This window comes from Paraburkholderia fungorum (assembly GCF_900099835.1).
Taxonomy (GTDB): Bacteria; Pseudomonadota; Gammaproteobacteria; order Burkholderiales; family Burkholderiaceae; genus Paraburkholderia; species Paraburkholderia fungorum_A.
The window spans coordinates 3,526,495-3,540,086 of sequence record NZ_FNKP01000001.1 but is presented as its reverse complement, the minus strand read 5'-3'; the positions used below and the strand labels follow the sequence as shown (position 1 = coordinate 3,540,086).

The following is a 13,592-nucleotide window of genomic DNA, read 5'->3' as shown; positions in this document are numbered from 1 at the left end:
ATTCGAGGGGTCACGACTTGGTTGTGAGGCGTCAATTGTCGCTTTACGCTTTGTATTGAGCGTGCGACTACACGAACATCGGCCCATTGAAACCGCGCCCCGGCGCTACATCACACCGATGCGCCGCGAGCCTTCAGATAATCCAGCGCCCCTCTGCCTGCCACCAGGCCGCTAGCGAAACAGGCTGTCAGCAGATAGCCGCCCGTCGGCGCTTCCCAATCGAGCATCTCGCCCGCGCAAAACGCGCCGGGCAACTGCTCGATCATCATTCGCTCGTCCAGCGCCTCGAACGGAATACCACCTGCCGTGCTAATCGCCTCGGCGATTGGCCGCGTGCGCACGAGCTTCACCGGCAGCGCCTTGATCGCTTGCGCGAGAACGTCCACGTCCGAAAACGCTTCCTTCGACAAAATCTCGTGCAGCAACGCCAGTTTTACTCCGCCAATCCCGATTCGACCGTGCAGGTGACTCGACATCGAACGTGACCCGCGCGGACGCGTGACCTCGGCGACTACTCGCTCGAGAGCCAGGCCTGGCGCCAGATCCAGCGAAATCGTGACTTCGCCGTCGGCCAGAATCCGGTCGCGGATGAACGCCGACATCGCATAAATCAGGCTTCCTTCGAGGCCCGTTTCGGTCAGAAGTATTTCACCTTGTCGATTGTGGACTCTATTGTCTACATCGGTGACGGTGATAGCCACCGGCTTGACCGGCTGACCCGCGAAACGCTCGCGCAGATAAGGGCTCCAATCCGCGTCGAAGCCGCAGTTCGCGGGGCGCAAGGGTGCGATGGGAATGTCGCGCGCGGTCATCAGCGGGACCCAGGCGGCGTCCGATCCAAGGCGCGGCCAGCTTGCACCGCCGAGCGCGAACACTACAGCGTCGCAAGTCACGGTTTGCACGCCTTCGGGCGTTTCAAAGGTGAGCGCGTGCGTGGTGGTGTCGTTGTCGCTGCGGGAAGAGGGCGATGTCCAACCGTTCCATCTGTGCCGCATGTGAAAGCGCACGCCGGCTTCCCTCAATCGATGCAGCCAGGCTCGTAGCATCGGCGCTGCCTTCATGTCGGCGGGGAAAACCCGTCCCGAACTGCCGACGAATGTCTCGACACCCAACCCCTGCAACCAGGCCCGCAGCGCGTCGGGCCCGAAGGCGTCGAGTAGCGGCGCGATCTGCTCGCGACGCGCGCCGTAGCGGCCGAGAAACGGCTCGAGCGGCTCCGAATGCGTGATGTTCATGCCGCCTTTGCCCGCCATCAGGAATTTCCGGCCGACGGACGGCATCGCGTCATAGACGTCGACCTGCACGCCCGGGCGGGCGAGTGCCTCGGCAGCCATCAGGCCAGCAGGACCGCCGCCAATGACGGCGACACGGACGGAATCGAACGAGGATGACATGCGGACCTGCGAGGTAAGCGGAAGAGGCGGCGCGTCGGCGGGATCGGATGATCGGGCGGCGCGGAGGGCGCTATTTTTACATCGCGGACAGCGCAGGGCAAACGGGTGGGCGGTTGGGCAAGCTGCAAAAGCGGTGATTTGCAGCGCGATCTAGCCGGAACGCTGCGCTGTGTCGTGGCGATTACGTTGCATTGGCGGCGGCCGCCGAGCCTTTGCTGGACTTGGCTATTACCCTACGCGACCTATACTTTTCAAACACCTTCCATCCGACGCGACTCGCGTATTTTCTCGCGCGTTAAGTTAAACCCGCCCGCCGTTTTTCTCGTTCGTCCAGCCTGACTGGCTAATCGCCATCGTTTCCGCAAAGCCGTTGGCGGTTGCGTCCACGACTGCCGCAATGACTTGACGGACGAACCGACGAAATCCACGCGTCGCCCGTTCGCATGGAAATCCGATAGCTGCTCGATACCGATCAAGGAGGCTGCCATGACCCGCAAATATATCGATTGCCGCGAGTTTCCGAGCGACACGAACTGCACCATCGCCTTATCCGCCGACACCGAGAGCGAGCTTCTCGACGCCGCCGTCCAGCACGCGGTGACCGTGCACAAACACACGGATTCGCCGGAACTGCGCGCGCAACTCAAGACGCTGTTTCACGACGGTACGCCGCCCGTCGAAGCACCGCGCGCCTGAAGCCGCCGCCAAAAACAACGCCGCGACCCGCGCAAGCGGCACGAAACCGCTTTTGCAAATCGCGGCGTTGTCGCCGTTTTATCTCTATCCGCATCGACGGAACTGCAAAACCAAAAAACCGGAACGAAACCTATCCAGGATAAGCCTCATCCACCTTCAACCCCGCCAGCTTGAAAATAACCCGCAGCGTTTGCGGCTTGATATCGCGCCGCGACGCGAGCGTCGTCATCACGAAATCGAGCACCTTCGCGTACTTGAGCATCGTCAGACACGTTTCCATATCGACGCTGCCATCGCGCATGACTTCCGCCAGGCGAAGCATTTCCGTGGAGATGTCGCGCGCCATCTCCAGTTCCAACTGCTGCTTCTCCGACCAGGCCGGCGTCGCGATGAGCTTCGCCAGCATTTCCTGAAACTTCTGTTCTACGTTTCCGTTGGGTACCGTATCCATTGCCGCCTCATCTATCCGAGCGCGCGTCCGGTTAGTGTCTCGGCGCGCTGCTGGTTACGTAACGTTCGGCCCGTGTTCCGGGACCGCCCTCCCCACATGCATCCGGTTCGCGTGAACTTGTCACGGCCGCTAGCCTATTGTTATCAGCGACATGGCTTGTGCAAATTGACTTTGCCCGATGCGCAAGCTGTCTTCTGCTACTCCCCGGAACGGCCCGCGTAGTTCAAATCGAGCAGGAAGTGTTCCAGGTTGACGGCATTTCTTGCATGGTCAGCGCGGCTCCTTCGGTAAGCGCGCCGCACTTTGGGTAAACTGGCAGCAACTATTCCTTTTTTCCGTCATCTGTCGCACGTTCGTACTGCAATTGATGGCGGTCCCCCATGATGTCCAGCAAAACCCACGAAATCCGCCCGAATCAGTCCGTCGAACTCCTGAAGGAACTCCACATCCTCACGCGCGACGGCAAAATGAATCAGGACAGCCGCCGCAAGCTGAAACAGGTTTATCACCTGTTTCAGTTCATCGAGCCGCTGCTCAAAGACCTCAAGGAGAACCAGGGCAACCTGACCCTCGTCGATCACGGCGCGGGCAAGTCATACCTAGGTTTTATCCTCTACGATCTTTTCTTCAAGGAGTTTCAGGACGCTGCAGGTGGGGCTTCGCACATTTACGGCATTGAAACGCGCGAAGACCTCGTTACGAAGTCCGAAGAATTGGCCGCGCGGCTCGGCTTCAAGGGGATGTCGTTCCTGAATCTGTCGGTGGCGGAGTCGATCACGTCGACGCGTCTGCCCGCCGAAATCGACATCGTGACGGCGCTGCACGCATGCAATACCGCCACCGACGACGCCATCCGCTTCGCGCTCGAAAAGAAGGCGAAGTACATCGTGGTCGTGCCCTGTTGTCAGGCTGAAGTGGCGGGGGTGTTACGGCAGAACAAGCAGAAGTCGCTCGCGAATGCGTTGACCGAAATCTGGCGGCATCCGCTGCATACACGGGAATTTGGGAGCCAGATCACGAATGTGCTGCGCTGTTTGCAGCTCGAGGCGCATGGGTATCAGGTCAGCGTGACCGAACTCGTGGGCTGGGAGCATTCGATGAAGAATGAACTGATCATCGCGCAGTACAAGGATTTGCCGCGGCGCCGGCCGGCCGAACGGCTCAATGAAGTGATGGAAACACTCGGAATCGGCGAGTTGAAGGAGCGGTTTTTCGTCGAAACGAGCGTCGCCTGATCTGCCGCGCCGGTTAGCGCTTCATCAACTCGTTCCAGCCCGCGAGGCCGATACGCCGTAGCGTTTCCTGATTGCGTTCGTAGATATCTTCCGCATCGGGGAACGCGTCGACGGCTCGCTCGATGCTGTCCTCGCGCAGCAAATGCAGAATCGGGTAGGGCGCGCGGTTCGTGTAGTTTTCGATGTCGTTCGGCTCGCTGTCTTCGAATTGATAAGCCGGATGAAAGCTGGCGATCTGAACAATCCCTTCCAGCCGAAGCTGCTTGAGCATTCGTTCGGCGAAGAACAGGCAGTCGTTGTAGTCGAGAAAATCGCTGAGCGTGCGCGGCAGGATCAGCAGTGTAGTGTCGACGGCGGTCGGGTCGGCGGCGACCAGCGTCTGAAGCTCGGCTTCGAGATCGGTCAGGACGCCTTCCATGTCCACTGCGTCGCTGACGGCGTAGCGAATTTGCCCCTTTACGTGCACAGCCTTCGCGAACGGACACAGATTCAGGCCGATCACGGCCTCGGTCAGCCAGTGACGGGTGGTGGCGATAACGGCTTCGTGGGATTCGGCGGGCAACGACGACATGGCGGGGAAATGCTGGAGGAAAAGCGTCATTTTACCGGGCTAAATCAGGCGGCCCGCGTTACATGGTCTGCTTCGTCGCACGTTCCTCGCAAGCCGCCGCGATCAACTGCGCAGCCACCTTCGGTGCGACCCGAATAGGTCCGCATCCCGGCCCATAGGTCTGACTCGCCGCGTACACCCCTTCGATCAGCAGCCCCAGCGCGTCGGCCAGCGCTGGCGGATCGTCGGCGCTCGCGGCGGTCGTCAATTCGAGCAGCCGCGCCATCAAACGCTGCTTGTTGCTGAAGACGAACTGCCGCGCCGGATGCGCCGGGTCCGGAAACTCCACCGACACGTTCACGAACGGACATCCGCGATAGTCGTCAATCGACGCACGCTGTGCGAGGTCGTCGAAATACTGTTGAAGCTGTTTAGTTGGTTCGCCGGGATGTTGCGCGAAACTCTTCTCGACGTAGCCGAAGAACTGCTCGTCTTTCCGCTCCAGATACGCCATCACCAGTTCATCCTTCGAAGAAAACTGGCGATACAAACTCATCTTGTTCACGCCAGCCCGCTCGACCACCGCATCGACGCCGACCGTGCGTACCCCTTCGCGATAGAACAGCTCGCCCGCAGCCCGCAACAAATTCTCCTGCGCCTGCGGCCCGGCCGTTTGCGCGCCGCGCGCGCGCCTTGCGCGGACCGGCTTGTCGGTTTCACTATCGGACATGGGACCACCTGAATTGAATTGACGCCTTGACATGTTACCGACCAGTAACTAATATCGCAACCACAATTGTGACTGATCTGTCACAAGTCTCTTACTGAAGCAGTAACAATGGATGCGACGCGGCTGATCGGTCGGGCGTCGATGGGAGAACCGATGAACTGGGCAGCGAGATTGATTGGCGGGCGTTTTCACTACGGCTGGTTGACCGTCGCGGTGGTGTTTCTGGTGCTGCTGGCGGCGGCCGGCACGCGCGCCACGCCGAGCGTGATGATGGTGCCGCTGGAGCATCAATTCGGCTGGAGCCGCGCGACGATCTCGCTCGCCATCTCCGTGAACATCGCGCTTTACGGGCTGATGGGGCCGTTCGCGGCAGCGGCGATGCAGCGCTTCGGTATTCGTCCGACATTGCTGGCCGCGCTCGGGACGATGGCGGCGGGTGTCGCGCTGTCGTCGCTGATGACGCATCCGTGGCAGATGGTGTTGATCTGGGGCGTGATGGTCGGCGGCTCGACCGGCGTGGCGGCGCTGTCGTTGTCGGCGACCGTGGTGACACGCTGGTTCACCACGCGCCGTGGTCTCGTCATGGGCATTCTCACGGCGAGTTCGGCCACCGGCCAACTCGTGTTCCTGCCGATGCTCGCCGCTATCGCCGAGCATTACGGCTGGCGTCAGGTCGTGTGGGTGGTCGCGCTCGCGGCGGCGGTGGTGATTCCGCTGGTCGCCTTTCTGCTGCCCGAACGTCCGGCTGATATGAAACTGCGTCCGTACGGCGAGCCGCACGACGCGCCGGAAGCCGGCGCCGTCAAGAAGCAGAATCCGTTGGCTATCGCTTTCGGCACATTGGCCATGGCGAGCAAAACGCGCGATTTCTGGCTGCTGTTCTTCAGCTTTTTTATCTGCGGCGCGAGCACCAACGGTTACGTCGGCACCCATCTGATCGCGATGTGCGGCGACTACGGCATGACGGAAGTGCAGGGCGCGTCGCTGCTCGCCGCGATGGGCATCTTCGATCTGTTCGGCACGACGTTGTCGGGCTGGCTGTCGGACCGCTTCAATAGCCGCGTGCTGCTGTTCTGGTACTACGGGCTGCGCGGCTTGTCGCTGATGTATCTGCCGCACGCCTTCGGGATCGACTTCTTCGGTTTGCCGCTGTTCGCCGTGTTCTACGGTCTCGACTGGATCGCGACCGTCCCGCCCACCGTGCGTCTCGCGACGGATGTGTACGGCAAGGAATCGGCGCCCGTAGTGTTCGGCTGGGTTGTCGCGGGTCACCAGCTCGGGGCGGCTTTCGCGGCGCTCGGTGCGGGCATGTTGCGCGCGAGCCTCGGCACGTACACGGTGGCGTCGATGATCTCCGGCGGTTTGTGCCTGGTCGCGGCGGTGATCGTGTTGCAGATCAACCGGCCAGCCAAGGTTCCTGAGACGCAGGCGGTGTAATACACGGTGCTGTAAAAGAACGGAAAAGTCTGACGAATCGAACGATCGACGGCCCTCTGTGCAGGGCCGTTTCTTTTCCACGCCGTGCGAAGACAAACTGCCCGCCAGTTGGAGCACGAGCGCCGAAGCCCGGGTATGCTATGTGGCCCCGGGCGCCCGCCCGGCGATCATGAATTTCGACCGAGAGAAGCGCATGACCAACAAACCCGCCCCTACCGCAGTTGCCATCCACGAGCTGCTTGCAGGCCGCTGGAGCCCGCGCGCGTATTCGAGCGAGCCGGTGAGCCGCGAGAATCTGCGTGCCGTGCTCGAAGCGGCTCGCTGGGCACCGTCTTCGTATAACGCGCAACCCTGGCGTTTCCTCGTATTCGACCGCAGCGTCGATGAAGTTTCGTTCAAGCAGGCTTTTGCCACGCTGGTGCCGTTCAACCAGGGCTGGAATGCGCCCGCGCCGGTGCTGATCGCCGTGACCACGCACACGCTCAACAACAAGGGTGAAGTGAACCGCTGCGCGCCATACGACGCGGGTGCTGCGGCCATGGCTCTGGTGTTGCAGGCGCATGCGCTCGGTCTCGCTGCGCATCAGATGAGCGGGTTCGATCCGAACGCGTTCCGCACGGCTTTCAACGTGCCGAACGACGTCGATGTGATCGCGATGATTTCGATTGGTCATTTCGGCGATGTCGACAAGCTCGACCCGGTGCTGCGTGAGCGTGAGAAGTCGGTGCGTCAGCGTTTGCCGCTGGCGGATATCGCGTTTGGTGGCGGCTGGAAGAAGGCGCTTTGAGCGGCTGGTTTATTTGAAGCAGGCGAAACGCGCGGCGCTGACCGCGCGTTTTTTTATTACGCGGCGTTTTCGCTGTGACCGTCACCATCGGCGACGCTCGACAACGGTGCCGCCACGTTTTCGAGCGACTTGCGCTCCGCATCCACGCCCCAGATCGCCGCGACGATAGCGGCCGCGAGCATCAACCCCGAGCCGACCAGGTAGCCCGAGAACACCGCGCTGCGTTGATGCGTGTCGATCAGCCGTCCAAAAAATGCAGGTCCGACAATGCCGCCCAGCGCCGTTCCGAACGCGTAAAAAACCGCAATTGCCAGTGCGCGGATTTCGAGCGGAAACGATTCGCTGACCGTCAGATACGCCGAACTCGCCGCGGCCGACGCGAAGAAGAAAATCACCATCCACGCGATGGTCTGCGTGACGACGGTGAGCATCTGCTGCTCGAACAGGTAACCGCTGAGCGTCAGCAGAATCGCGGACAGGCCGTAAGTCGTCGCGATCATCTTGCGTCGCCCGATCACGTCGAAGAGGCGGCCGAGCAGCAGCGGCCCAAGGAAATTGCCGAGCGCGAACGGCAGCAGATACCAGCCGATGTGATCGCCCGGCACGTGATAGAAATCGGTGAGCACCAGCGCATAGGTGAAAAAGATCGCGTTGTAGAAAAACGCCTGCGCGGTCATCAGGGTCAGGCCGACTAGCGCGCGTCGACGGTGCACGTTGAACAGCGTGTGGAAAACCTCTTTCAGCGGCGTGTGGCCGCGTGCGCGCAATCGCAGGCGGGTGAGATGCTCGTCGGAAAGCGTATGACCTTCCGCGCGAAAACGCGCTTCGATACCGTCGACAATCGAGCGTGCATCGCGCTCGTCGCCGTGCGTCAGAAGCCAGCGCGGACTTTCGGGCACCCAGATGCGCATCGGCAAAATCGCCAGCGCCAGCACCGCGCCGATAAAAAAACACGCGCGCCAGCCCCAGTCGGTGGGCAGCAAATGAGGATCGAGCAGCACCAGCGACCCCGCCGCACCCAGCCCCGCGCCGACCCAGAACGTGCCGTTGATGCCGAGATCGGTCCAGCCGCGCACCCGCGCCGGCGTGAACTCCTGAATCGTCGAATTGATTGCCGTATATTCGCCGCCGATGCCTGCACCGGTCAGGAAGCGAAACAGCAGGAAACTCGCCAGATTCCACGACAGCGCGGTCGCGGCGGTTGCCGCCAGATACAGCGCGAGCGTGATGAAAAACAGTTTGCGTCGTCCGAGCCGGTCGGTCAGCCAGCCGAAACCGAGCGCCCCGAGCACCGCGCCCGCGATGTACGCACTGCCCGCGAGACCCACGTCGGCGTTGGTAAAGCGCAACGCCGGACTGGTTTTCAGCGCACTCGCCACAGCCCCCGCCAGCGTCACCTCCAAACCGTCGAGCAGCCACGTCACGCCTAGCGCTACGACGATCAGCGAGTGAAAGCGGCCCCACGGCAGACGGTCGAGCCGCGATGGCAAATCCGTTTCAATCAGGCCGGCATTTTTTTCGCGGACAACGGCGGTAGGCGGCGCGCTCATTGCTGGAGGTCTCCTGAATAAAGAAATTTGGCGGCGTATCCTGTCCGAAAGAGCAATATTCGTTCCGTTGAGCGCAGCTTTTGCGTTTTTCGCAGCTATCCGAGGACGTTAGTTGATGCTGATCGAGCTTTCGTGTTACAAAGCCGCTCCCCTTTCTGTCCGCGCCAGCCGTGAGCGGCGATTCCTGCCATGAACTATTGCGCGATTGACTTCGGTACTTCCAACTCGGCCGTAGCCGTGCCTGACGGCGCGCAGCTCAAGCTCGCGCCGGTCGAAGGCGCCTACACGACGCTGCCCACCTCGGTCTTTTTCAACACTGACGAAGACACCCGTGAGTTCGGGCGGGCGGCGCTTGCGGCCTACATCGACGGTTTCGACGGCCGTCTGATGCGCTCGATGAAAAGCATTCTCGGCTCGCCGCTTGCCGAGAATTCCACCGATCTCGGCGACGGTACGGCGATCAAGTACACCGATATCATCGCGATCTTCGTCGATCATCTGAAGCGCTCGGCCGAAAAGAGCACGGGCGGCGCGATCAATCGCGCGGTGCTGGGCCGGCCGGTGTTTTTCGTCGACGACGACCCGCGCGCCGATCTGATGGCGCAGCAGCAGCTCGAAGCGGCCGCGCGCGCAGTCGGTTTGCGGGAAATCCACTTTCAGTATGAGCCGATCGCAGCCGCGTTCGACTACGAGTCGCATCTGACGGAAGAAGGGCTCGTACTGGTTGCCGACATCGGCGGCGGTACGTCGGACTTTTCGCTGGTGCGGGTGGGGCCGGAGCGGATGAAGCGCGTCGAGCGCAAGGACGACGTGTTGGCGCACCACGGCGTGCACGTCGCGGGCACGGACTTCGACCGCCGCGTCGAACTGGCGACGATTCTGCGCGAACTCGGCTACCAGTCGCTGGATTCGGAAGGACGCGAAATCCCGAACCGGATCTATTTCGATCTGGCGACGTGGCATCTGATCAACACGGTCTACGCGCCGAAACGCATCAGCGAACTCACGCTGATGCGCCACCTGTTCACCGAGACGAAGCACCACGACCGGCTGATGCGCGTCGTGGACCGCCGTCTGGGTCACGCACTGGCCGCGCACGCGGAAGAAGCGAAGATCGGCGTGGCGGCGGGCGGTGAGACCGTGATCGATCTCGACGAAGTGGAAGACGACCTGCGCCTCGCATTCGACGAAGCGCAACTGATCAAAGCCGGTCATGACGAAACGCTGCGCATTGTGCAAGCCGCACGCGACACGGTGCAGGCGGCAGGCGTCGCGACCCGCGACGTCAGCGCGATTTATTTCACAGGTGGATCGACCGGCCTTTCGTTTCTATCGGGTGCATTGGCGGCGGCATTTCCGGACGCTAAAGCGGTATTCGGCGATCGACTCGCCAGCGTCGCAACGGGACTCGGTATTCACGCACGCCGTATCTTCGGATAAACCCGAACTTAATCAATCGCGTATCGCGAAGATAATCAGCTTATTCAATTGATTCAATTGAGCTGGATATAAAAAAACCCCGCCGAGGCGGGGTTTTTTTGCGTCCAGAAGGAAGCTTGTCTGCTTACCTGGCCACTTAAGCCGGCTTGATGTTAGCAGCCTGCTTGCCCTTCGGGCCCGTCTTGACTTCAAACGTGACCTTTTGGTTTTCTTGCAGCGTCTTGAAGCCTTCCGTGCGGATTTCCGAGAAATGCGCGAACAGATCTTCGCCACCGCCGTCCGGCGTGATGAAGCCAAAGCCCTTTGCGTCATTGAACCACTTGACGGTACCGGTTTCCATATTACTTGTTCCTAAAGATGGTAAATAAGGCCGAAGCCCAGAAAGTGCATGAAAATCAAGGAAGGGGGTAATGGGACAACCGGAGTACCGTTGATGGGCGACCTACGAAAGACCAATTCACTCGCCGCTTGAAATCCTGCCCGGACGTTATACGGCGATTTTGAGAGAAGGTCAACACTCTCCCTAAAACTTTACGAATATTTGACTAACGGGCGCGGAATTTGCTTACAAAGCTTGCTGCGTGTCTCATAAATTTGCCAGGGAGAACCCTTAGTTTCGCTGCATCCATGCGGTGCAACCGTTAAACTACGCGCCGCGCGTCGGTTGCACCTGTCTAGAATGGAACCCGTCGCGCATGCATGCGCGTCACCCCGTCTCCAGCGCCCCAAGCGATGTCACGCGGTGCCGACATGGTTCTGAAACAGGAGAAGACGTGAAAAGTTCTATACAACGGAACATCGGGCCGTTCGCGCTGATGCTGACCGGCCTGGGTTCGATCATCGGATCGGGCTGGCTGTTCGGCGCGTGGAAGGCCGCAAAAATTGCAGGTCCGGCTTCCATTTGTGCGTGGATTATCGGCGCAGTCGTGATTCTCGCGATTGCGTTGACCTATGCCGAACTCGGCGCAATGTTCCCGGAATCCGGCGGGATGGTGCGTTACGCGCGCTATTCGCATGGCGCGCTGGTTGGCTTTATCAGCGCGTGGGCCAACTGGATTGCCATTGTCTCGGTGATTCCAATCGAGGCTGAAGCATCCATTCAATATATGAGTACGTGGCCCTATCCATGGGCGCATGCGCTATTCGTGAATGGGTCATTAACGACCAACGGGTTATTACTGTCCGCGGGTCTCGTGATCATTTACTTCCTGCTGAACTACTGGGGCGTGAAGTTGTTCGCGCGCGCCAATTCGGCGATCACGATCTTCAAGTTCCTGATTCCTGGCGCGACGATCCTCGGCTTGATGCTGACGGGTTTCCACAAGGAAAACTTCGGTGAAGCGAGCAGCTTCGCGCCGTACGGCTGGTCGTCGGTATTCACGGCGGTTGCCACGAGCGGCATTGTGTTCGCGTTCAACGGTTTCCAGAGCCCGATCAACCTCGCGGGTGAAGCGCGTAATCCGGCCAAGAGCGTGCCGTTCGCGGTGATCGGCTCGATTCTGCTGGCGTTGGTGATCTACGTGCTGTTGCAGATCGCCTATATCGGCGCGGTGAACCCGACCGACGTGATGAAGGGCTGGAGTCACTTCAACTTCGCGTCGCCGTTCGCGGAACTGGCGATTGCGCTGAACCTGAACTGGCTCGCGATCCTGCTGTATGTCGACGCATTCGTCAGCCCGAGCGGCACGGGTACCACGTACATGGCGACCACGACCCGCATGATCTACGCGATGGAGCGCAACAACACGATGCCGAAGATGTTCGGCAACGTGCACCCGTTCTACGGCGTACCGCGTCAGGCTATGTGGTTCAACCTGCTGGTGTCGTTCATCTTCCTGTTCTTCTTCCGTGGATGGAGCTCGCTGGCGGCCGTGATTTCGGTCGCGACCGTGATCTCGTACCTGACGGGCCCGATCAGCCTGATGGCGTTGCGCCGCGCGGCGACTGACCTCGATCGTCCGCTGCACATCGTCGGCATGAAGGTGATTGCGCCGTTCGCGTTCACGTGCGCGTCGCTGATCCTGTACTGGGCTAAGTGGCCGCTCACCGGCGAAATCATTCTGCTGATGGTCGTCGCGTTGCCGGTGTACTTCTACTTCCAGGCGAAGTCGGGTTTTGCCGGCTGGGGCCGCGATCTGAAGGCGGCGTGGTGGCTGGTCGCGTATCTGCCGGTGATGGCGGTGTTGTCGCTGATCGGCAGCAAGGAGTTCGGCGGTTTCGGCATCCTGCCGTACGGCTGGGACATGGTGGTGGTGATCGCTTTCGCGCTGGTGTTCTACTACTGGGGCGTCCAGAGCGGCTACCGCTCGGAATACCTCGAAGAGCGTCAGACGCACGACGAAGTGCTCGAAGGCATGGGCGCGCATTAACTTTTTGCTGCGCCGAATGCTGGATGCCGGCTCCTGATTAGAGTCGGCGGATAAAAAAAGCCCCCCTGAGTTTGTGCTCAGGCGGGCTTTTTGTTTGCCGACGGCTCGCGCGGCGGCGTCGGTCAGGCGGTGCCGAACACGTAGTTCGTCATGGCCAGCGACCGCTGGAACGTGCCGAGCGACTGGATGCCGAGCGAATAATCGTCGTCGGCGGCACCTAGCGCAGCGAAGACGGGCAGCAGATGTTCGTCCGTCGGATGCATCAGCACCGCGTGCGGAGCCTGGCGGCGGTAGTCCAGCAGCGCGTCGACGTCGTGCGCGGCGAGCCTGTCTTCGAACCAGTCGGTGAACTCCGTAACACGCGGATCGGCGTCTTCCGGACGCGCTGAAAAATCGGCGGCGCGCAGATTGTGCGTGATCTGGCCGGAGCCGATCACCATCACGCCGTCGTCCTTCAGCGCACGCAGCGCGCGGCCCACGTGGAAGTGGTGCGCGGCGTCCATGTGCGGCTGGATCGACAACTGGGCGACGGGCACGTCGGCGTGCGGGAACATCAACAGCATCGGCACCCACGCGCCGTGGTCGAGCCCGTGCGGCTGGACATCCGCGAGGATGCCGTTGTCGCCGAGCAGCGCGGCGGCGCGGCGCGCAACGTCGGGCGCCCCGGGAGCCGGATATTGGATCTCGTACAACTGACGCGGAAAGCCATAGAAGTCGTGAATGGTCTCCGGGGCCGTTGACGTGCTCGCCACGGGCTGCGCCGTGCCCCAGTGGGCCGACAGCATCAGGATGGACTCCGGGCGCGGCAACTGGGCGCTCAGCGAGCCGAATTCGGCGGACGGCATGGACGGATCGATCGGCAGCGTGGGCGCGCCGTGCGAAAGAAAAAGCGAAGGAAGGCGGTTCATGGCAGCAACGCAGCCGCGTGAATGCGGCGCAGAAGTGGGGTTGCT

General features: G+C 61.2%; 13 protein-coding genes. 6 read left to right on the top strand and 7 right to left on the bottom strand.

Translation table 11 applies throughout. The features are described 5' to 3' along the window. Positions 1–110: 110 nt before the first annotated feature. A complete protein-coding gene (locus BLS41_RS15710) occupies positions 111–1,394 on the bottom strand; it encodes a TIGR03862 family flavoprotein (protein WP_074766018.1) in 1,284 nt (427 codons plus the stop codon). Between the two features lie 486 nt (positions 1,395–1,880). Between BLS41_RS15710 and BLS41_RS15705 the strand changes: the two genes are divergently transcribed. After that, positions 1,881–2,090, top strand: coding sequence for a DUF1059 domain-containing protein (locus tag BLS41_RS15705; RefSeq protein WP_074766016.1), 210 nt, complete (start codon positions 1,881–1,883; stop codon positions 2,088–2,090). Between the two features lie 130 nt (positions 2,091–2,220). Here BLS41_RS15705 and BLS41_RS15700 read toward each other — a convergent pair whose 3' ends face one another. Beyond that, the gene (locus BLS41_RS15700) at positions 2,221–2,541 is read right to left on the bottom strand and encodes a type II toxin-antitoxin system HicA family toxin (protein WP_012434486.1); all 321 of its coding nucleotides are present in this window, start codon (positions 2,539–2,541) and stop codon (positions 2,221–2,223) included. Between the two features lie 383 nt (positions 2,542–2,924). On the opposite strand from BLS41_RS15700, the gene BLS41_RS15695 reads away from it, so the two are divergent. Further along, complete coding sequence (locus tag BLS41_RS15695; RefSeq protein WP_074766590.1) at positions 2,925–3,776, top strand: class I SAM-dependent methyltransferase; 852 nt, start codon at positions 2,925–2,927, stop codon at positions 3,774–3,776. Between the two features lie 13 nt (positions 3,777–3,789). Here BLS41_RS15695 and BLS41_RS15690 read toward each other — a convergent pair whose 3' ends face one another. Further along, a complete protein-coding gene (locus BLS41_RS15690) occupies positions 3,790–4,377 on the bottom strand; it encodes a DUF1415 domain-containing protein (protein ID WP_171910236.1) in 588 nt (195 codons plus the stop codon). Positions 4,378–4,405: 28 nt separating this feature from the next. Continuing rightward, entirely contained in the window at positions 4,406–5,056 is a 651-nt protein-coding gene (locus BLS41_RS15685; RefSeq protein ID WP_074766012.1) for a TetR/AcrR family transcriptional regulator, read from the bottom strand. A gap of 153 nt (positions 5,057–5,209) precedes the next feature. Between BLS41_RS15685 and BLS41_RS15680 the strand changes: the two genes are divergently transcribed. Together BLS41_RS15680 and BLS41_RS15675 are read left to right on the top strand one after the other, a co-directional pair. Continuing rightward, positions 5,210–6,493 carry an MFS transporter gene (locus tag BLS41_RS15680; RefSeq protein ID WP_074766589.1) on the top strand — a complete coding sequence of 428 codons (1,284 nt, stop codon included), beginning with the start codon at positions 5,210–5,212 and terminating at the stop codon, positions 6,491–6,493. Positions 6,494–6,686: 193 nt separating this feature from the next. Then, on the top strand, positions 6,687–7,280 hold the full coding sequence (locus BLS41_RS15675; RefSeq protein WP_171910235.1) for a nitroreductase family protein: 594 nt from the start codon (positions 6,687–6,689) through the stop codon (positions 7,278–7,280). 56 nt (positions 7,281–7,336) lie between these two features. On the opposite strand, the gene BLS41_RS15670 is transcribed toward BLS41_RS15675, so the two are convergent. Beyond that, entirely contained in the window at positions 7,337–8,830 is a 1,494-nt protein-coding gene (locus tag BLS41_RS15670) for an MFS transporter (protein ID WP_074766010.1), read from the bottom strand. A 189-nt stretch (positions 8,831–9,019) separates the two neighbouring features. On the opposite strand from BLS41_RS15670, the gene BLS41_RS15665 reads away from it, so the two are divergent. Then, positions 9,020–10,270, top strand: a complete 1,251-nt coding sequence (locus BLS41_RS15665) for an Hsp70 family protein (RefSeq protein ID WP_074766008.1) — start codon at positions 9,020–9,022, stop codon at positions 10,268–10,270. Positions 10,271–10,406: 136 nt separating this feature from the next. On the opposite strand, the gene BLS41_RS15660 is transcribed toward BLS41_RS15665, so the two are convergent. Continuing rightward, a complete protein-coding gene (locus tag BLS41_RS15660) occupies positions 10,407–10,610 on the bottom strand; it encodes a cold-shock protein (protein ID WP_060858913.1) in 204 nt (67 codons plus the stop codon). A 433-nt stretch (positions 10,611–11,043) separates the two neighbouring features. Between BLS41_RS15660 and BLS41_RS15655 the strand changes: the two genes are divergently transcribed. Next, the gene (locus BLS41_RS15655; protein ID WP_074766006.1) at positions 11,044–12,639 is read left to right on the top strand and encodes an APC family permease; all 1,596 of its coding nucleotides are present in this window, start codon (positions 11,044–11,046) and stop codon (positions 12,637–12,639) included. A gap of 122 nt (positions 12,640–12,761) precedes the next feature. Here the strand turns inward: BLS41_RS15655 and BLS41_RS15650 are convergent, their stop codons facing one another. After that, entirely contained in the window at positions 12,762–13,547 is a 786-nt protein-coding gene (locus BLS41_RS15650) for a DODA-type extradiol aromatic ring-opening family dioxygenase (RefSeq protein ID WP_074766004.1), read from the bottom strand. Between the last annotated feature and the right edge of the window lie 45 nt (positions 13,548–13,592).

Bases quoted from the DNA above. Each gene is read 5' to 3' on its own strand.
- BLS41_RS15710 (WP_074766018.1), bottom strand. From the start codon at position 1,394: ATGTCATCCTCGTTCGATTCCGTCCGTGTCGCCGTCATTGGCGGCGGT.
- BLS41_RS15705 (WP_074766016.1), top strand. From the start codon at position 1,881: ATGACCCGCAAATATATCGATTGCCGCGAGTTTCCGAGCGACACGAAC.
- BLS41_RS15700 (WP_012434486.1), bottom strand. From the start codon at position 2,541: ATGGATACGGTACCCAACGGAAACGTAGAACAGAAGTTTCAGGAAATG.
- BLS41_RS15695 (WP_074766590.1), top strand. From the start codon at position 2,925: ATGTCCAGCAAAACCCACGAAATCCGCCCGAATCAGTCCGTCGAACTC.
- BLS41_RS15690 (WP_171910236.1), bottom strand. From the start codon at position 4,377: ATGACGCTTTTCCTCCAGCATTTCCCCGCCATGTCGTCGTTGCCCGCC.
- BLS41_RS15685 (WP_074766012.1), bottom strand. From the start codon at position 5,056: ATGTCCGATAGTGAAACCGACAAGCCGGTCCGCGCAAGGCGCGCGCGC.
- BLS41_RS15680 (WP_074766589.1), top strand. From the start codon at position 5,210: ATGAACTGGGCAGCGAGATTGATTGGCGGGCGTTTTCACTACGGCTGG.
- BLS41_RS15675 (WP_171910235.1), top strand. From the start codon at position 6,687: ATGACCAACAAACCCGCCCCTACCGCAGTTGCCATCCACGAGCTGCTT.
- BLS41_RS15670 (WP_074766010.1), bottom strand. From the start codon at position 8,830: ATGAGCGCGCCGCCTACCGCCGTTGTCCGCGAAAAAAATGCCGGCCTG.
- BLS41_RS15665 (WP_074766008.1), top strand. From the start codon at position 9,020: ATGAACTATTGCGCGATTGACTTCGGTACTTCCAACTCGGCCGTAGCC.
- BLS41_RS15660 (WP_060858913.1), bottom strand. From the start codon at position 10,610: ATGGAAACCGGTACCGTCAAGTGGTTCAATGACGCAAAGGGCTTTGGC.
- BLS41_RS15650 (WP_074766004.1), bottom strand. From the start codon at position 13,547: ATGAACCGCCTTCCTTCGCTTTTTCTTTCGCACGGCGCGCCCACGCTG.